We start from the raw sequence: 20525 nt of genomic DNA on the forward strand, positions 1-20525 counted from the left end.
TAAGTAATGAAAAATTTTATTAGAATATTAGTGTGTTCACTTATAGCACTTATAATCCAACAGAGTGTATTTTTATATATAGAAAATATTTACTTAGGAGCAGATGTAAAAATAGAAGCTCAAAAGGTAGAAGAACCTGTAAAGGAAGTTCCAAAGAAAAAAAATCCTAATGAAATTGATTTGAAAGATGGAACTTTGGAGGTATCTCTGTCTTCAGATGGCAGATTTGTTGCCTATATGGAGAATGGTAAACTTAAAACTTTAGATAGTAATGATGGAAGTGAAAAAGAATTTACAAGTGAGAATAATGGAGAAGTTGTATTTTATAAATGGTTAACAAATGAAAGTAGTTTAATTGTTATTCAAAAAGTTCAAAAGGATGGAGAAGCATATTTTGAACCTGTATCATTTAATGCTAAAAAAGGTGAAACTAGGCAGCTTTCAGATTTCAGCATGAAGGAAGTTAAAATAAATATACAAAATAAAACTGATAAAATTGATAATGTAGTTTTTTCAAATGCTACCCATAGTTTATACATAAAAGTCTTAAAGAAGAGTGGTAAAAGTGACTTATTTTATGCAAATGTAATGAACCAATTGGCCGAAGTAAGATCAAATAAAAACATAGGAAATATTGTAGTTCCAACAACAGGAACAAATGCTGTAATGGAAATGGGAGATGGAGCAACTATTTTAAATAGAGCAGGAAATATTCAAATTCCAAATGTTGAAGTTACAAAAGTATTGGGCGCAGATATTAACGATAATGTGTATTTTGGTGAACAGGTGAATGAACAAATAACCAAAATATATTATACTGTCTTAAGTGATAAAAAACTTCAATGGCATACTTTAACTTTACCAAAGCCAGTTTCCAGAGAAAATATATTTATTGAGTATTCTGGTAAGGTTTATATAAATAATGAAACTGAAAATAGTGCTTTAGAACTTGTAAGCAAGAAGACAGTTAAATATGAAGGGAAATTAATTCAGGCTTACTCTAAAGGTGTTATTTCCAGAAGTGGAAATAAACTTATAAAAAATGAAGTAGAAGAACCTAAAAAAGCTATAAATTAAATTATATTAAAATTTACATAAATTTAATTAAATTATATTAAATTTATGTAAATATGAGTTATAATACTAACATAGGGGAATGTACTAAAAATATATTATTTTAACATTTATTTTACAAATGGTTAAAGGGTTTATTATCAGTAGTATAATTTTAATAAAAGGGATTTTGAAGTTTTTCAAGATTAATTAATTTTAAATTACAAGAGGATAAGAGAGGAATGACAAAAATATGAAGAAAATTGTAAACATTATCTTTATGGCAGTAATAATTATAGGGAGTTCAGTATTACCTGCTGTTTTAAAACTTAATGTAATGACTACAGGTATTGTAGCTGTAATAGCAGCAATAGTTGCTGCTATATATCTTTTAGCTGTATCAGGCAAGGAAGGAAATGAAATTATACTTCAGGAAGAGAAAAATAGTAATGTAAACGAGACACCAGAAATTAAAGTAATAGAAAAAGAAATACCTACTAAAAATGATAAGTTTGATAATCAACATAAAAAGGCTGAAATAGAAAAATTAGTACTAGTTCAAGAAGAAAAAATAGAAAATCTAAATAGTATTATTAATGAAATGACTAATAATATGGATGAATTAAATGATATTTTTAAGGAAATAGGAAGTTCAACTGAATATAGTGGTGATGATACGATAAAACTTGCAGAATCTTTAGCTAAAACAATGTACCTTACAAGTGTAGGAAGTGAAAGTATGACTAATATAGATTCTTCTATGAAGAAAATATATAGTGCTAACCAATTGTTAGATGAGTCTGTGCAGATTGCAAATAATTCTACAAAAGAAGCTATAGATATAATTCACCTTATAGGTAATATAGCTAATCAAACTAATTTATTAGCCTTAAATGCAGCTATAGAAGCAGCTAGAGCAGGGGAAGCTGGAAAAGGTTTTTCAGTGGTTGCTTCGGAAATCAGAAAGTTAGCTGATAATGTTAAGACAGCAGTAAATAGTGTTGATGGTATTATAAATGATATAACAGTTGCTATAAATAAAACAACTAATAATGCTAAAGAAAGCGGACAGCTTATTCAAGAAAGTATTAATATAGTAAGTGAGGCAGATGAGATTTTTAAACAAGTTGTTCAAGAAGTAAATCAAATAGATGTACATGCAAGTGTTGTATCAGAATCAAGCAGCAAGAGTGAAGTTGTTAAAACTACTGTTGTAGATGTAAGTAAAGCACAATCTGATGCAATAAATAGCTTGTTAAGATCTTCAAAGGAATTAAATGATAATGTAAAATTAATAAGGAATAAATTATAGGTGATTTGAAATAATTTATTTATAACATATATTTATTAATTATGGTAAAGGGGTTGAATTTTATGAGTAAATGTAATAAAGGCAAATTAATTAGCATTGTAAAAATAATAGGTGCTATAGCAGTAGCAAGTGGTGCTATTGCTGTAGGCAAGAAAATAAAAGATAATAAAATGCAAAAACTGTTAGTAAATGAAGAGTATACTACAGGTAACACTAGATTTTTTGGTACTTTATATTTAGATGATGAAAAACAAAAAAGACCTGTTGATTTTCAGGAGTTTAAAGATGTACCAACATTTACTGGACAAAAGATAGAAATAAGAGATTCAGATAAAAATCATAAAAATAAATTGTCTTGGATAGAAATTAATGATAATAATAAAAAACTACTTATTTGTGATAGAAACATTTTAAAAGAAGTAAGCTGGGATGAATTAAATGAACAAAATTTAGTTTTTGGTAAAGTAATAATTATTGATGGGAAAAAATATATACTTAGACTTTTGACAGGAGCCAATAGTAAACAAGAATTAAGAGTAAATGAATGGGATAAATATATAGTTAATGTAGATAATATAGTAGGACTTCCAGTAAGTGCTGATTATGAAACAGATTATAATTTAAAAGACGATGAAGATAATGATAATTTATGGCACTGGTACAATTTTGGAAGCTATACTCAAAGTGAATGCTCAAAAGGAAATAAAGCATGTGTAACTAGAGGATTCTCTTTTGTAGAAGATTCTAGTGAATCAGACAAGAATTTAAAATATGAAACTATTGGGTATAGACCTGTATTAGAATTGCTTGAATAGAATTATGTTTAAGATATTAAGTTAAAATTCAAAATTACAACTAAGACATATAAGTAATAAATAAGTACTTATGTGTCTTTTATTTTATGGTCAATAACAAATTATTATAAGGATGCTAGAATTAAAAATTATTAAAATTTTTTTAACAAATAATCAATAATTTTTACAATAACAAATAATTGCAGTATAATTTATTTTATAGAGGGATTAAAATTATGAAGAATTTTAAGATATACATATTGGGATATTGAATTTAATAAGGATGGAGAATACATTTATGAGATTTAATAAAACTTTTGAAATAGATAAAGTTAGTGAGTCAATTGGAAATACTAATTTTAGAGAGGCTGTTAGGGGTATAATAATGAAAGATAATATGATATTAATGGTACACTCTAAAAACAGAGATTATAAATTTCCTGGTGGAGGAATAAAAAAGGGTGAAGGATATAAAGAAGCATTAAGACGTGAAGTAGAAGAAGAAACAGGCTATGTCTGCAGTAAAATACATGAACAATTTGGTATAGTAACCGAAAAGAGTAAAGATAGGTATTTTAATGATACAATTTTTAAAATGATATCTTATTACTATTTTGCAGAAGTTCATGATAAAAGAAAATCTCAAAAGTTAGATCCATATGAAGCAAAATTGGAATTTAAACCAGAGTGGATTAATATAAATGATGCTATAGCCAACAATGATAAAATAATGGAGTTAGGAACAGAACCAATTGCAAACTGGATACATAGAGAAACCTATGTATTAAAAGAAATTAGAAAATATATGGAAATTAGATAATAATAATATTAATTAGTTGTAGGATAGGCTTAATATTATGTATGTTTTTCAAAAGAAACTATATGAGTTAATAATTTGAATTGAGAATTAAGAAAGAAGGGATTTGCTTATGAAGAAATTTATTAGAAACCTATTAATAATATTAACTGTAGCATTAACTGTTGGTGTGCAGCCTGTATTTGCAAAAGAAGATGATTTTGATACATATGTATACAATCATCTAGAAAATTGGGACAATGAATTTGAAATTTCTTACTACGATTCTGATGTTATAGATAAAATAAGAAATATTTCTAAAAAGGATGATTATTTGGAAATATCAATAAATCGTATTACTTATGAAAAAGTGGGAAGAAGCGCAACAGTAAAAATTACATATAAGACAACTAAAGAACAAGAAAAGTATATAAACACAGAATTGACTAGAGTAGTTAATTCTATAATTTCACCTAGTATGAGTGAATATGATAAGGTTAGTGCTATAAATAAGTATTTAGTTGATAGATTTGAATATGATAAGAGCCTTAAATCTAATAATCCATATACTGCTTTAACAACAGGTATATCAACATGCCAAGGATATGCTATGGCAGCATATAAAATGTTTAATTTAATAGGGATGGAGAATAAAATTATAGTTGGAGAGATAAATGGAGTACCTCATGGTTGGAATTTAGTAAAGTTAAATGGTAAGTGGTATCATTTAGATGTAACTAATAATGATGTACTAAGAAAAAATACATTTTTATTAAAAAATGATAATACTTTAAAAGACTATGGATTTACATGGGATAGTAATAATTATCCAGTTTGTAATGAAAATTTTGTTGAGGATTCAAGTAAGGATACAGAAGTAAATAGCTACAATGCTAATCAAGTTTATGCAGGATATAAATCAAACGTTGATGGAAAATGGGAGTTAAAGAACCAGTCGTGGTATTTCATTAATAATTCAAATGATTATGTTACAGGCTGGAAATTAATCGATAATAAATGGTACTTTTTAAGTAATGATGGTAAAATGCAAACTGGATGGATAAATAATTATGGAAAGTTATATTATTGCTATCCAGGTAGTGGATTTATGGCTACTAATACGACTATAGATAAATATAAAGTTGATTCTTCAGGAGCTTGGGTACAATAGAAGTATTAAGAGAGTTTGTGTTTAGGGACATAGGTAAAAGAAAAGCCTTTTATCTATGTCCCTTGGAATTTATGATATTAGTGGCATTCGATTTTTAGTTTTATATTTATTTTATTATTTGAACAAAAACTTTTTTGCCAAGCTTTATAATATCTCCATTATTAATAAGAGTATTTTCAAAATCATTTACCTTTTGCTTATTTATTTGAACTCCTCCTTGATTTACAAGTCTTCTAAATTCATTGTTAGATGCTATAAAATTAGCAGTTACAAGAAACTGACCTATTTCTTTTAACAAAACACAATGTTTTGGAATAGTGATTTCGGGTATTATATCTGGTAAATCACCTTTTTTAAATACCGTTTCAAAGTATCCAATTGCTGCTTTTGTATCTTCTTCAGTATGGTATAAACCAGTTATGATTTTAGCCAATTCTAATTTAATATCTCTTGGATTTCTTCCGTCATCTAACTCTTTTTTTAATTGAGCAATTTTATCAGGATGTTCATCAGTAGCCAATTCAAAGTATTTAATAATAAGATTATCAGGAATTTCCATTACCTTTTTAAACATTATTTCAGGTGCTTCATTAATTCCAATGTAGTTTCCTAAACTTTTACTCATTTTTTCGATGCCATCAAGTCCTTCTAAAATAGGCATAAATATTGCAACTTGCTCTTCCATATCAACACTTTTCTGAAGATTTCTTCCCATTAAGATATTGAAAGTTTGATCTGTTCCACCAAGCTCTATGTCAGCTTTTAAGGCAACTGAATCGTAAGCTTGCATTAAAGGGTAGAAAAATTCATGTATTCCTATTGGGATGTTATTGTTGTAACGATTTTTAAAATCTTCTCTTTCAAGCATTCTTGCAACAGTAGTAGTTGCGGATAATTTTAATACTTCTTCAAAATTTAATTTAGATAACCATTCACTATTAAATGTAATTTCAGTTTTATTCTTATCTAAGATTTTTAGAATTTGTTTTTGGTAAGTTAATGCATTTTCCATTACCTGTTCAGTTGAAAGAGCTTTTCTTGCTTTTGATTTCCCAGTAGGATCGCCAATTTTTCCAGTAAAATCTCCAATTACTATAACTATTTTATGACCTAAATCCTGCATTTGTTTAAGCTTTCTTAAAGGAACTGCATGGCCTAAATGAATATCAGGGGCGCTTGGGTCTAAACCAAATTTAATAATTAAAGGCTTATTTTCCTTTTCAGATTTTATTAACTTTTCTTTTAATTCTTCAATACTTACAATATTTGCAGCACCTTTTCCTATGATTTTGATTTGTTCCTCAATACTTTGTTTCATCTTTTTTAACTCCTTACATTCTTAATTTTTTTAATATAAGCAAGTTCTATAAGATTTAATAGGCAATAAAAAATTCGTTTTATGATAGAGTAAATATAGTCTGAATGAAAGCGCACACTAAATTACAAATTATAGTTTCAAAATATCAAATATTTTTATTGTTGATATATAAGATATATTTGAAAAATAAAAAAACTCTTGTCCTTATATACATAAAGGACAAGAGTACGACTCTCGTGTTACCACCTTAATTCATTAACCGCTCACACAGTTAACCTCTTCAAGTACGCCAATAAATTGGTTATACTTTAGCACTATAACGGGTGCAGGGGGCCGTCATCGCCTACTAGGGCTTAACCCATTCAGCTTGAAGCTCTAAGATGTATTCAAAATTAGTTTCCATGCACCTCTCATCACCCGGTAACTTTCTGTTTGGCTCATCTAATTTTTACTTATTCTTTTCATTGCTTTTACTATCAAATCCCATACTCCAAAATATAGAATACTATAATATTTAAATCATTAGTTAAAATGATAATACATAGAGAACAGTAAACTATAAGTCTTTGTTATGCGATATATATTAAATTGTTTAAATTATATTTGAAATTTAAATTTTTGTCAAGGTGAAATAATTTGTTGAATTTTACACTTATATTAAATTATTCAGCATTTTCTTGTTCTTTCATATAATTTTCATACCAATTACTGAATAGAACTTTGCAGGCAGCTGCAACTGGAACTGCAAGAAGCATACCTAATAATCCGCCAACATTACCTCCAACAATGATTGCCATCATTGTAAAGACTGCATGTAGACCAACACTTTCGCCAACAATTTTAGGAGCTAAAAGATTATTATCTATTTGTTGTACAACCAACATTGAGATGATAGCATAAACTACCTTTATTGGATGACCACTGAGTAATCCCATAATTGCTGCAAGGATTGTACCAACAAGAGGTCCAACATAAGGAATCATATTGGATATACCTGCAACTATCCCAATAACAAAAGCATAATCAATTCCAACGATAGCAAGAGCTATTGCAGATAAAACTCCAACAAAAAATGCTTCTAATAATTGGCCTCTAAGATATTTTGCAAAAACCTCATGTATAACTCCGAAAACATAAGTAAACTTAGTTCCTGCTTTACTTTTTCTAAATATTAAGTAATATAGTTTTTTGCATAACCCTAAAAAATATTCTGAATCTTTTAATAGATATATGCTTATTACAAGTGCAATGAAAAATGTTGCTATACTGCTTCCTATAGACATAACATAAGAAGTCATATTTCCAAGATTATTTTCAATGTAGTTTTGCAGGGAAACAATACCGCTTATAATATAAGGTTTAATAGTATCAATAAAGGAACTATCCAAATTATCTAAAGTCTTCTTTATAGATTCAGTAGAAAATGAGGCATTGTTTATATACATTGAAATAGATTGTGTTATATTAGCAATAGTAGTATTTTTAGAAATCTGTCCACCAATCATAAAATAAATTCCCAAAAGAAGGCCGAAGAATATTCCTATTATTAGAATATATGAAAATACAATAGCCAAAATACGTCTTGCAGATCCATTTTGAAGCTTGTATATTTTATTTTCCTTTAGAAAGTTTTCTATGGCTCTAGTTACAGGATATAAAAGATAAGCAATTACAATTCCTATAAGTAGTGGCTTTATTAAAGTGATTAGATTGTCCCAAATATCAAAGACACCTTTTAATAATATACCAATATTATTAAGTATCAAAAAAGCTACATATATTAAAACTGTGGTTATAGCTATGTAGATTGAGTATTTAAATAACTTTTTATCAAATTCAATTTTCATAATAATTTTATTAATCTCCTTTAAGTAACTTGTTTTATTTCTCTATAATTGTTAGAAGGTTAACTTATATATAATAATTTACTTTAGTAATATAAAGGTTAAACATAGTATAGTGATATTATTGGGTAAAAGGTTAGAATAATAATTAAAAAAATAAATAATATACATAAGTTATATTTAAATCATTAGTTGAGTTGTTAAAGTGGTACAATTGATAACTTTTTTGAAAAACATTTTTTGAATAAGCTGTCAATTTCATCTGGTAAACTATCCTTCATATATTTCACACTAATTTCAGGCAAAGCCAATTTAAAATTATTTTTTTCATTTATAATTATAACTTCAGTTAAGCTGTTATAAAAATATTTATCAATCATATGAGCAAGAGATAAGATTACAGAAATTCTTTTACAAATCATAACATCATCTTTAGATAATAAAGCTCTATATTCTTCAGCTAACTTATAATCAAATTTTCCACTTAAAGCAACAGTATATCCAACCATTAAGATTTCTTTATGAGTAAGCCCTGAAATAAGTGAATTTATTATTATATAAAAGCCATGTTTTGAAGCTGATTTAACAGAAATACTTACACCAACATCATGAAGCTTTGCAGAAATGCTAAGAAGTTTATTTTCTAAATGCAAGTCTTTAGAATTAGTATTTTCCAAGTACTCAAATAACACATGAGATAAATCTCTTATTTTTTCCGCATGTGGAATATTTAAATCGTTGGTAGTTAAAATATTATCTAAAGAAAAATCTAAAATATCTTTATTATGAATTTCTTTTCCTAAGAGCTTTTCATATAAAACACCTTCACGAATACCATATTGACTTACTTTAAGTATAGGACAGCTGCAGTAATTCATTAGCATTACTATTGCAGAAAAAGGAGCAGTAAATATATCAGCTCTTTCTTTAGGAAGTCCTTTTATTTTAGACTTTTCATCTGCATTAAGGTTAAGTACATATTCATGTATTGTTTTGATTTCACTTGAGGTCATAGTATAATTATGAACTAAATCTAAAGGATAATTAATGAATTTTTTGTGAATTTTGCCTATTGAGCGGGCGGTACCACCAATACCTATTAATGGGAGGCCTTTACCATTTTTTAACCAAGTCAATTTATCAAATTCTTTATAAATAAATTTTTTCAATTCTGAAATTCCAGTGTTATTTGGAGGATTATCTAAGGGAAAAAGTTTAGTTAGTGGAATTGAACCAATTGGAAGGCTTATTCCATTAACAATTTTTTTATCTTTAACTAAAGTAATTTCCATACTAGAACCACCAATATCAATTAATATGGCATCATTAATATCTATGGTAGCTTTTATAGATAAGTATCCATAAGCAGATTCTTCAAGACCAGTCAAAATTCTTATATGAAGATTAAGTTTTTCTTTTACTAAAGTTATAATTTTATCTTTATTCTTTGCACGTCTTACTGCTTCTGTAGCAACTACAATTATTTCTTCAACATTATTTTTTTCACAAAGAATTTTAAAGAATTCTAAGGTAATAATAAGTTTTTCAATGCCTTCATTAGTTAAATTATCATTTTCATCAATGAATTGGCCAAGTCTAGTCATTCTCTTTTCTTCATCAATTATTTTAAATGCGTTATTTGAATAAATTTCATATACTAAAACACGCATTGAGTTGGAACCAATATCGATTACTGCGATATTTTTCATATTTCTCCCCCTTTTCATTACATAATATGTCAAAAAAAGTTAACTTATAAATAATAGTATGTTAACATAGAATTAACAAAAATATTAGATTATATTAGTATACATTTAAATATATTACATTATTCGTTAAGTATTTTAAATACTATTACTGCAAATAATTAAATTATATTTAGAAAATTTCTTTTTAGGGTGAGGAGAAGAGTTATGGATCAAATGCATACATATGATAATCATGATAATTTTATTAATAGAGAGCTTAGCTGGCTTGAATTTAATCAAAGAGTTTTAGACGAAGCTAAGGATAATACAAATCCTCTATTAGAAAGGCTTAAATTTTTAGCAATATCAGGTTCAAATTTAGATGAATTTTTTATGGTAAGAGTTGGGTCACTTTATAGTCAGATTCAAGCAGGTTTTGAAGAAAAAGAGGTTTCGGGGTTAACTCCAGTAGAACAAATAGATAAAATATTACATAGAGTTAGAAGGATGGTTAAAGATCAATATAAAACATATGATCATTTGTATGACCATCTCGGGAATAAAAATATAAGAATTTTTACCTATGATATGTTAAATGATAAGCAATTAGCTTTTGTAAATGATTATTATAAAAATATTCTTTATCCTGTATTAACGCCAATGGTAATAGATTCAGGTAGGCCTTTTCCTCTTTTATTAAATAAAACCTTAAATGTAGGTGTAATATTAAAGACCAATAAAGGCGAACAAGAAGTTTTTGCAACAATACAGGTTCCATCTGTTTTGGAAAGATTAGTCCCAATTCCAGGAGCAGAAGGAGAAAATTTTGTATTATTAGAAGACATAATAAAAAATCATTTGAGCGAATTGTTTGGGTTTAAGGTATTATCAGCTGCCTGCTATAGAATTACTAAAAATGCAGATTTAAGTTTAAATGAAGAGGGGGCAGAAGATTTACTTGAAACTATAGAAGAGTCACTTAAACAAAGAAGATGGGGACTAGCTGTAAGATTAGAAATTGAAGATATTCATGATGACAGAATTATAAATAAATTGGAGCAAGAATTTGAAATTTCACGAAATCAAATCTTTGAGATAAAAGGACCAATTGATTTAACTTTTATAAATAAATTATATAGCATAAAAGGGTTTGGTGAACTTAAGTTTGAAGCTATAAAGAGTATTCCAATTAAAGAACTAAAGGAATGTAATGATATGTTCCAAGCCATAAGTAAAAAAGATATTTTTCTTCATCATCCATATGAAAGTTTTTCTTCTGTAGTAAAACTTGTAGAAGCTGCTGCACAAGATGAAAAAGTATTAGCTATTAAGCAGACCTTATATAGGGTTAGCGGTAATTCACCAATAATTGCAGCTCTTTCAAAAGCAGCAGAAAATGGAAAACAAGTTACTGTTTTAGTTGAACTTAAAGCAAGATTTGATGAAGAAAATAATATTCACTGGGCAAGACAGCTTGAAAAAGCAGGATGCCATGTTATATATGGAGTAATAGGACTTAAAACACATAGTAAGATATTGCTTATTGTGAGACAAGAAAAGAAGGGAATAAAAAGATATGTCCATTTAGGAACAGGAAATTATAATGATGTAACTGCAAAATTTTATACTGATATAGGAGTACTGACTTCAAAACCTGAATTTGGAGAAGATGCTTCGGTTATATTTAACATGCTTTCGGGTTATTTTAAGCCGGAAAATATGAGTAAGATAACTATTGCACCATATGGACTTAGAAAAAAATTGGAGCATTTAGTGGAGCGAGAAACAGAAAATGCAAAGAACGGAAAGCAAGCTAAAATAATAGCTAAAATGAATTCGCTAATAGATAAAAGATTGATGATTGCTCTATATAAGGCTTCTCAAGCAGGAGTTAAAGTTGAGCTTATAGTTAGAGGGATTTGTTCACTGAGACCTGGGGTGAAAGGCCTTAGTGAAAATATAAAAGTTAGAAGCATAGTCGGTAGATATTTAGAACATAGCAGAATATACTATTTTCATAATGATGGCAAAGAGGATATTTATATATCAAGTGCCGATTGGATGTATAGAAATTTAGATAAAAGAGTTGAAACCATGACAATAATTGAAGATCCATTGATAAAAAAAGAGCTAAAGGAAATGTTAGTCCTTTATTTAAAAGATAATGTTAAAGCTAGAATTCTTCTTCCAGATGGTTCTTATACAAAGGTAGAAGCAGAGGGAAGAAATGTAAATGCACAAGAGGATATGATGGAGCTTTGCAAGAAATTTAATGTTAAATCATGATGTAATAAAATTGTGATTTTAGTATTTTAAAGAAAAAACTAAAGATAAGTAATAATGAATCGATAATTAACTAGAATATAATCAGTCAACAAAAGATAATTTACATTAAATGTTCTAGGAGATGAGAAGATGAAGAGTAAAAAAATTAAAGTTTTAAGTTTTGCAATTGTAGCAGCTTTATTACAAAGCACTTGTGTTTATGCAGCAGATAGTAAGGATAAATATACAAGGGATGATTTAAATAACATAGAGCCAGGTTTTAGCTCAGATGCAATTAATAAAAGTAAGTATAAGATTGATTCAAGTGTTAATAATTATTCTAGTCAAAAAACTCAAAAGGAAGTAGAACAAGAGCTTGGAGATGATAGTAGCAAAAGTACCAAAAATGATTCCTCAACAAGCGCTGAAGCAAGCGCTGGTAATGCAGGTGGACAAAATATAATTGTGGCAACTCAGCCAAGCACAGGAGTTAAAGGAAGTTATTGGGGAAAAACATCAAATAAAAAATGGATGTTATTTGAACAAAATATGCCTGTGGTAGGTTGGAAAAAAGTATCTGGTGTGTGGTATTATATGGATTTAGAAGGCATAATGCAAACAGGCTGGATAAATGATGGTTCAAGTTGGTATTATTTATATCCTAGTGGAGCAATGGCATATAATACATATGTTGATGGCTACTACCTTGACTGGAATGGCGTAATGCAATAAGTTTTAACGCTATTGTTAATAATTTATGACAATAATCTAAAGCTATTTAAAATAATATTTATTATTTTAAATAGCTTTAATTTTTTTGTATAAAAATTAAAATTTTGAACTTCAAGTATGGCAAAATATATAAAAAAATAAGAATATCATTTTTTTTGTAAAACTATGTAACTAATTTTATAGAGGTTTTTTTGTATTAATAGAGAATAATGTAATAAGGCTTCATAAATTCAATTAATTTACTGTAATAATTTTTGATTCATTATATTACTTAGATATTAAAAAGTAATAAAAGTATAATATTAATATCTAATTTTTTAAATTTGAAAATCCGTTTAAATAAGTTAATGGAAATAAAAGGGGATAATCAGCGTGAATAAATATGGTTTGAAAATAAAGAGTGTTTTGAAATTTCCTTATATTATCTTATCAATAATAATTATTATAGGTTTGTTTTTTTGGAATTATAATAAAAATGAAGATGTTATTATTGGATTTTCAGCACAGCTAACGGGAAGCAAAGCTGAATTAGGGGTACAGGAAAGAAATGGAGTGCAATTAGCAATAGAAAAGATTAATGAATCAGGAGGAATTTGTGGGAGAAAAGTATCTTTAATTGTTAGTGATGATTGTGGCAAATCTGAAAGTGCAAGGAAAGGAGATGAAGAGTTAATAAATAAAGGAGCAGTTGCAATTATTGGACATGCTACTACAGCTCAAACCTTAGAAGGTCTTAAAGTTACTAATCCAAAGAGAGTTGTAATGATTGGTGCTACAGTATCCACGCCTGAATTAACTGGCATTGATGACTATTTTTTTAGAATTCATCCATCATTTAAAAATAGCGCTGAAAATTTTGCAAATTATGTTATAGATAATAAAGTAAAAAATATAGCTATAATATATGACATAGACAACTCGTCGTATTCTAAAACCTATAGTAAAGTATTTGCGGATAAATTTAAAGACATAGGGGGAAATGTAGTAAGTGAAATTAAATTTTCTTCAGAAGAGGAACCAGACTTTACACCGTTACTTTCTATAATAGAAAAAAGTAAACCAGATGGATTGTTAATTATTGCATCAGATACTGATACAGCTATTATTGCACAAAGGGCTAAACTTATTGATAAAAATATTAAATTGTATACATCAGCTTGGGCACAAACTGAAACTCTTATAAGCAATGGAGGTCAAGCAGTTGAAGGTATGGAATTAGAGCAAGTCTATGATGTGACAAATAAGTCTCAGAACTTTGTTGATTTTAAGTCTAATTATAGAGCCAGATTTGGAAATGAAGCGTCATTTAGTGCTGCATATAGTTATGAAGCAACAATGGTACTTGCAGAAGCTTTAAAAAAAGCAAATTGCAATAAAAATAAATTAAAAGAAGCTTTATTAGAAATTCATGATTTTAATCTGTTAATAGACAATATTTCTATAGATAAATATGGAGATGTAGAAAGGCCTTATTATATAAGTAAAATTTACAAGGGACAATTTATTAGGGTTGAGAATACTGGAGGTAAAAATGAATGAAAAAAAGTAATAATTCTCCAAATTTACGTCAATTATTTTTACACATATTTTTATTTCGTTTATTTATTCCTTTAATTTTAGTGGTATTAATGGCTGTAATATGCTTTGGTTATTTAGGAATAAGAAATCTTGAAAGTCGTCAAAGTCAGGTTGTAGAATCTATGTCCCGCATAATAAACTATCACATTGATCATGGAAAAAGTATTTTAGAAGCAATAGCTAGAGTTGCTGAAACAAATGATAATATAAATGTATCGGTTTTTATGAAAAGTTCCTGGGAATCATATGGTTATTTTGATACTATATATTATTTGGATAAAAATGATAGAATTATAGATATGACACCTTTAAATCCAAGGTATGACGGAATTGATATGTCTAATATTTCGAATTTTAAAGAAGATGATAAACTTTTTAATATACATATTTCAAAACCATTTATTTCTTTACGTACAGGTTACCCTACAATATTCTTAATAAGGCCATTATTAAATGGAGGATATTTAGTAGGAGAATTGAATCTAGAATTACTTCAAAACGAAATTAAAACGTCAGCAAATTTACCTGACAAGGATTTTGTTTTTATTATGGATCAATCTGGAACACTTATTGCTCATCCTTATCTTGAGTTAGTTAAACAACAAACAAATATGAGCAATTTGAAAATATTTAGAAACATATTTCAGGGGAAAAATACAGGGATATATTCTTATGATGGAAATATTGTTATAGGCAATGCTGTGATATTAAATGAAAATAATTGGGTTGTTGTTGATCAGATATCAATTTATGAGTTTGTAAACCGTTATATTTATATATTAGTAATAGTTTTAAGTTTAGCTTTATGCATTTGCGGGGCTTTAATTTTAAATCTTAAGGAGCAGCTTAATAAATATATAATAACTCCAATAGAACAATTAATAAAAAAGACAAATAATATAACAATTGGTGATTTTAGTGACTCAATGGATTTTTCACCTGCTTCAACTGCATTTTCCGAATTAGATAAGCTTTTCGTGGATTTTCAGTATATGACAGATAATTTACAAGCAAGAGAATCAGCATTAAGAGAAAGTGAAAATAGATATAAGGGGTTGACCAATAGAATGCCTATAGGTATCTTCCGAGCTACCTTAACAGGAGAAATATTAGGCGTTAATCCAATGTTTAAATCAATATTTGGTTTCACTAATTATGATGAAGTTATAAATAAAAATATTTTAGATATTATTTATCCATACTCAATATATATTAAAAGGTTCCCAGAATACATAAAAAATTTGAATAATTATGAAATGAAAATAAAATGTAATAATGGTAAAAGTATATGGATACAGATTGATACTCATATTGTTTACAATATTAATAAAGAAGCGGAATTTTTTGAAGGCTGTATACAGAATATTACTGAGCGTAAAGTGACAGAAGCAAAAATAAAAGAGCAACAAGAACTTTTATTTAAATCAGAAAAAGAAAAAAGGGAAACTCTTGAAAAGACTCTTGCTATGAAGGATGAATTTATATCTTTACTTAGTCATGAATTTAAAACACCACTAAATGTTATTTATTCAGCCATTCAATTAATAGAAGGTGTATATATTAATAAGATACCAGAACGTGTACAGGAACTAATTGGAAGTATAAAGAAGAATACATTTAGACAGTTAAGACTTTCTAATAATTTATTAGATGTTACAAAAATGAATTCAGGTCAAACTAAATTAAATATGAAAAATATAGACATAGTTTTTTTGTCTAGAGCAATAACAGAGTCAATAGAATTATATGCGGATCAGAAGGATATAGATGTATACTTTGAATCAAATTTAGAGAGCAAGATAATTAATATGGATGAAGAAAAATTCGAACGTATATTATTAAATCTCCTTTCAAATGCTATGAAATTTACAGAGAGTGGAGGAGAAATTTCTGTAAGGGTTGAAGAAATTAAAAATTTAAATTTTATTCAAATTAAAGTTATAGATACTGGAATAGGAATTCCAAAGGATAAGCAAGAGTTAATATTTGAAAGATTTGGGCAAGTGGATAATAATTTATCTAGACAAGCAGAAGGAAGTGGTATAGGTTTATCATTAGTAAAATCACTAGTTAATCTTTTAGAAGGAACAATTGAGGTTCATAGTGAGGTTGGTGTAGGCAGCACTTTTACTATAACCCTACCAGTTAGAAATGAAGAAATAAATAATAGTAGAGATGATTATATAGATTTTCAAAATGAACTGGTAAGTAAGATAAAAGTTGAATTTTCAGATATTTATTTATGATAATTTTGCAATTATCATAAATAAATATTATGCCTTGTATATTTTTTGATTTATATCTCTAAATTCTCTTGGTGTAAGCTTAAATTTTGTCTTAAATAATTTGTTAAAATAAGATACATTGTTAAAGCCAACTTCAAAGGAGATATCCATTATAGATTTATCTGTTGTATCAAGAAGTTTGGAGGCAACTTCAAGACGATAATTATTAATATATTCAATACAGGTCATACCTATATATTTTTTAAAGAATCGCATAAAATGATATTCACTGAAATTGCATATAGAACACATATCTTTTATAGAAATATCATTCATATAATTTTCTTTAATATAGTTTAATATGATTTTCATTTTATTTGTCACCTCACTAGATAATGAGGCGGCTTTATTTTTTACAATCAAATCATATTTATATAATAAAGCAAAAAAATGATATAATAATGATTTCAATTCAATTTCATAAGCAATATCTTTAGAATTATAACAATCAAAAATCTTGGAAATTATATTATACAATTCACTATAACCTTTGGAATTTTTTTTGATTAAAACAGGTAGTTCATGTTCATTATTGAATATTGGAGCAAAGTACTTTATTAGGCAGCCGTCAGTAACAGCACTATTTAACATATTTAAATTAAATACCATGGTGCGCCAATTCATATTTGTACTATTAATTTGATGTATGGAATGAAGCGAAAAGGGTTTAACTAATATTATATCTCCTTTTTCAAGCTCATAAGGTACTAGATCTATTTTGTATTCACCTATGCCATCATCTACTAGAGTAAGTTCTATTTCTTCATGCCAATGTATTTGTACTGTATAGTATATTTCGGAAAATTCACAGGAATAAACAGTAAATGGTAAAATGAAATCGCCGTGTGTTGTATTTTCCTTTAAGTCTTTTATGTCTAAATTATTCATATTTACCTCCAAGATAGCAGTATTGTTTTATTATTAATATGAATTATGCAAGAAATTTAAAATATATAAATATATAATAACATTATAGTGATATTAAAAAAATAATTACAAGTATTTTTTTAATCATGATTATATTTTAGGGCTTAGTCAATTAAATTATCCGAATAACCCCTTCGGCTAGGCCTAAATAAATTTTGATTTCTTATAGAAGATAAAATTATATAATTATGGATTACACAAAAGCTAAAATAATAAAATTTTATATTATAAAATAATTTTTATATAGGTTTAAATGGAGGAAAAGGCTATGGAAAAGAAGAAAGAAAAAAAGGTATATGGTAAGCTATTAAATTATGAAGTTGAAGAAAACGTTGTTAATATCAATTTTGAAGGGAAAAAAGCATTAGTAAAGATAATTAATTCATATATAATTAATTTTTTTGTGCCTCTACATAGAGAAGAAAGAAATTCGAAGGCAGTTGAAAAATTAAAAGACAGTTATTGTGATTTTCAAGTTGAAAATATAGAAGGCGGAATTCAAATATCAACCGAAAAATTAATTGCTAAAATATATGATGAGTTTACAGTTGATATTTATGATAAAGATGGAAAAATATTATGTGAAGATTACAGAGGAGAAAAAGATCATTTTATTAGAAGAACTGCAGATTTTAAGCTTGCAGAAGCAGAAGGACATGATTTAAAGGAAGGCTTTGAAGAAAAGATATATGTTTCTAAAAAGATGGAAGAAGAAATGTATTTTTATGGACTTGGAGAAAAAACAGGTCATTTAAATAAGAAAGGCTATCACTATGTAAATTGGAATACAGACGATCCTAAACCACATGGAGAAACTTTTGATAGACTTTACAAATCAATACCATTTTTAATTTGTGTTAATAAGGAAAATGCTTTTGGCATATTTTTTGATAATCATTTTGAAACTCATTTTGATATGGGGCGAGATAATTCAAAGTATTATTATTTTTCAGCAGCAGATGGAAATTTAGATTATTACTTTATTTATGGTCCATCTATAAAAAAGGTAGTAGAGGGCTATACGAAAATTACAGGAACAGTGCCTCTTCCTCAATTATGGACACTAGGATATCAACAATGCAGATGGTCTTATGATACAGAGGGAAGACTTATGGAGGTAGCCGAGAGTTTTAGAGAAAAAGGAATTCCTTGTGATACTTTATATTTAGATATAGATTATATGGATGGTTATAGAGTATTTACATGGGATAAAGAAAGATTTAAAGACCCAAAAGTTATGATTAAAAAGTTAAAGGAAATGGGCTTTAAATTAGTTACCATAATAGATCCAGGAGTTAAGGTGGACAAAGGCTATGAAATTTATGATGAAGGTTTAAAGAATGGATATTTTGCAAAAGATAATCAGGGTATTGTATATAGAAATGAAGTTTGGCCAGGAGATTCTGTTTATCCAGATTTCTTAAATTCAAATACAAGAAAATGGTGGGCAGAAAATCAAAAAATAATGACTGATTATGGTGTAAGTGGAATTTGGAATGATATGAATGAGCCAGCAAGCTTTAATGGACCTTTACCAGATGATGTTATGTTTGACCAAGATGGAATTCCAGTAATGCACAAAGAAGCCCATAATGTTTATGGTCATATGATGGCGAAGGCTACATATGAAGGTTTAAAGAAGGAAACAGGAAAGAGACCATTTATAGTAACAAGAGCCTGTTATGCAGGAACTCAAAAGTATTCAACTATATGGACGGGGGATAATCAAAGTACTTGGGAACATTTAAGAATGTCTCTTCCAATGCTTATGAATCTAGGTTTAAGTGGAATGGCTTTTTGTGGAACAGATGTAGGTGGATTTGGTCATGACTGTAGTTCGGAGCTGTTAAGTAGATGGGTACAAGTTGGAACATTTACGCCACTGTTTAGAAATCATTCTGCAATGGGTACCAGGGATCAAGAACCATGGGCATTTGATGAAGCTACAGAAGAAATTAATAGAAAATATATTAGATTACGTTATAAGCTGCTTCCATATATTTATGATACTATGTGGAATTGTAGTAAAAATGGTGCTCCACTAATAAGACCATTATTATTTAATTACCAAGAAGATAAAAATACTTATGAAATTAATGATGAATTCCTTTGTGGTGATAATATATTAGTTGCTCCAGTTGTAGAGCAAGGTGCAAAAGCAAGAATAGTTTATCTTCCAAAGGGAGACACATGGATAGACTACTGGACAAAGAAAGAATATAAAGGTGGACAAAATATTATTAAGGAAACTCCATTAGATGTATGTCCTATATTTATTAAAGGTGGAAGTATTATTCCAGTAGGTGAAGACCAAAACTATATTGGTGAAAAAGAAACAGATACTTTAAAAATTGAGGCTTACTTAAGCGCTGAAGATACAGAAACAAGGTATCATCATTATGTAGATGATGGGGAAACTTTCAAATATCAAGCAGGAGAATTTAATGATTATAAGATTAAAGTGAGCAATAAAGAAAAAGTTGAAATTAAAATAAAAGGAATAGATCATAATTATGAAGATAAGTATGCAAACATTGAATTCATCCTTCATAATTTAAATGGAAAAATTGTAACAGTAAATGGAGAAACAGTTAAAGTTGAAGATGGAAAAGCTATAATTTCAAACCCAATAAAATAATATATTTAAAGAGCAGTAGTTATTTGGACTACTGTTTCTTTTGTTTTGAAGCATAATTAAAAGAATTATTAAATATTACCAAAAAAATTATATGAGTTATGATAAAATAAAATTATAAAAATTC

At 27.7% G+C, this 20525-nt stretch carries 14 protein-coding genes and 1 other annotated feature; of the genes, 10 read left to right on the forward strand and 4 right to left on the reverse strand.

Annotation, left to right across the window (positions count from 1 at the left end; genetic code table 11):
* Positions 1-6 precede the first annotated feature (6 nt).
* From GXK56_RS23700 to GXK56_RS23720, 5 genes are all read left to right on the forward strand, one after another.
* Entirely contained in the window at positions 7-1077 is a 1071-nt protein-coding gene (locus tag GXK56_RS23700; protein ID WP_160692115.1) for a hypothetical protein, read from the forward strand.
* Positions 1078-1306: 229 nt separating this feature from the next.
* The gene (locus tag GXK56_RS28645; protein WP_160692117.1) at positions 1307-2365 is read left to right on the forward strand and encodes a methyl-accepting chemotaxis protein; all 1059 of its coding nucleotides are present in this window, start codon (positions 1307-1309) and stop codon (positions 2363-2365) included.
* 62 nt (positions 2366-2427) lie between these two features.
* Positions 2428-3180, forward strand: a complete 753-nt coding sequence (locus GXK56_RS23710; protein WP_160692119.1) for a hypothetical protein — start codon at positions 2428-2430, stop codon at positions 3178-3180.
* 277 nt (positions 3181-3457) lie between these two features.
* Positions 3458-3979, forward strand: a complete 522-nt coding sequence (locus tag GXK56_RS23715; RefSeq protein ID WP_160692121.1) for an NUDIX domain-containing protein — start codon at positions 3458-3460, stop codon at positions 3977-3979.
* Positions 3980-4088: 109 nt separating this feature from the next.
* Positions 4089-5126 carry a transglutaminase-like domain-containing protein gene (locus GXK56_RS23720; protein ID WP_160692122.1) on the forward strand — a complete coding sequence of 346 codons (1038 nt, stop codon included), beginning with the start codon at positions 4089-4091 and terminating at the stop codon, positions 5124-5126.
* A 106-nt stretch (positions 5127-5232) separates the two neighbouring features.
* On the opposite strand, the gene tyrS is transcribed toward GXK56_RS23720, so the two are convergent.
* From tyrS to ppx, 3 genes are all read right to left on the reverse strand, one after another.
* The gene (gene tyrS / locus GXK56_RS23725) at positions 5233-6444 is read right to left on the reverse strand and encodes a tyrosine--tRNA ligase (protein ID WP_160692124.1); all 1212 of its coding nucleotides are present in this window, start codon (positions 6442-6444) and stop codon (positions 5233-5235) included.
* A 212-nt stretch (positions 6445-6656) separates the two neighbouring features.
* Positions 6657-6918: a binding site (T-box leader), on the reverse strand.
* Between the two features lie 188 nt (positions 6919-7106).
* The gene (locus GXK56_RS23730; RefSeq protein ID WP_160692126.1) at positions 7107-8291 is read right to left on the reverse strand and encodes an AI-2E family transporter; all 1185 of its coding nucleotides are present in this window, start codon (positions 8289-8291) and stop codon (positions 7107-7109) included.
* Between the two features lie 197 nt (positions 8292-8488).
* A complete protein-coding gene (gene ppx, locus GXK56_RS23735; RefSeq protein WP_160692128.1) occupies positions 8489-9997 on the reverse strand; it encodes an exopolyphosphatase in 1509 nt (502 codons plus the stop codon).
* A gap of 204 nt (positions 9998-10201) precedes the next feature.
* Here ppx and GXK56_RS23740 point away from each other — a divergent pair, with 204 nt between their 5' ends.
* The 4 genes from GXK56_RS23740 (at position 10202) to GXK56_RS23755 (ending at position 16797) form a co-directional block, all read left to right on the forward strand.
* The gene (locus GXK56_RS23740; RefSeq protein WP_160692130.1) at positions 10202-12262 is read left to right on the forward strand and encodes an RNA degradosome polyphosphate kinase; all 2061 of its coding nucleotides are present in this window, start codon (positions 10202-10204) and stop codon (positions 12260-12262) included.
* A gap of 129 nt (positions 12263-12391) precedes the next feature.
* The gene (locus tag GXK56_RS28650; protein ID WP_160692132.1) at positions 12392-12973 is read left to right on the forward strand and encodes a cell wall-binding protein; all 582 of its coding nucleotides are present in this window, start codon (positions 12392-12394) and stop codon (positions 12971-12973) included.
* A gap of 372 nt (positions 12974-13345) precedes the next feature.
* Entirely contained in the window at positions 13346-14512 is a 1167-nt protein-coding gene (locus tag GXK56_RS23750; RefSeq protein WP_243156231.1) for an ABC transporter substrate-binding protein, read from the forward strand.
* A complete protein-coding gene (locus GXK56_RS23755) occupies positions 14509-16797 on the forward strand; it encodes an ATP-binding protein (protein WP_160692134.1) in 2289 nt (762 codons plus the stop codon). The genes GXK56_RS23750 and GXK56_RS23755 overlap by 4 nt, the downstream gene beginning before the upstream one ends.
* A 27-nt stretch (positions 16798-16824) precedes the next feature.
* Here GXK56_RS23755 and GXK56_RS23760 read toward each other — a convergent pair whose 3' ends face one another.
* Positions 16825-17724, reverse strand: coding sequence for a helix-turn-helix domain-containing protein (locus GXK56_RS23760; protein ID WP_160692136.1), 900 nt, complete (start codon positions 17722-17724; stop codon positions 16825-16827).
* Between the two features lie 307 nt (positions 17725-18031).
* On the opposite strand from GXK56_RS23760, the gene GXK56_RS23765 reads away from it, so the two are divergent.
* Positions 18032-20401 (forward strand): glycoside hydrolase family 31 protein, encoded by a 2370-nt coding sequence (locus tag GXK56_RS23765; RefSeq protein ID WP_160692138.1) that lies wholly within the window; start codon positions 18032-18034, stop codon positions 20399-20401.
* The last annotated feature ends 124 nt before the right edge of the window (positions 20402-20525 follow it).

It is taken from the genome of Clostridium sp. C2-6-12 (genome assembly GCF_009928485.1).
Lineage (GTDB): Bacteria > Bacillota > Clostridia > Clostridiales > Clostridiaceae > Clostridium.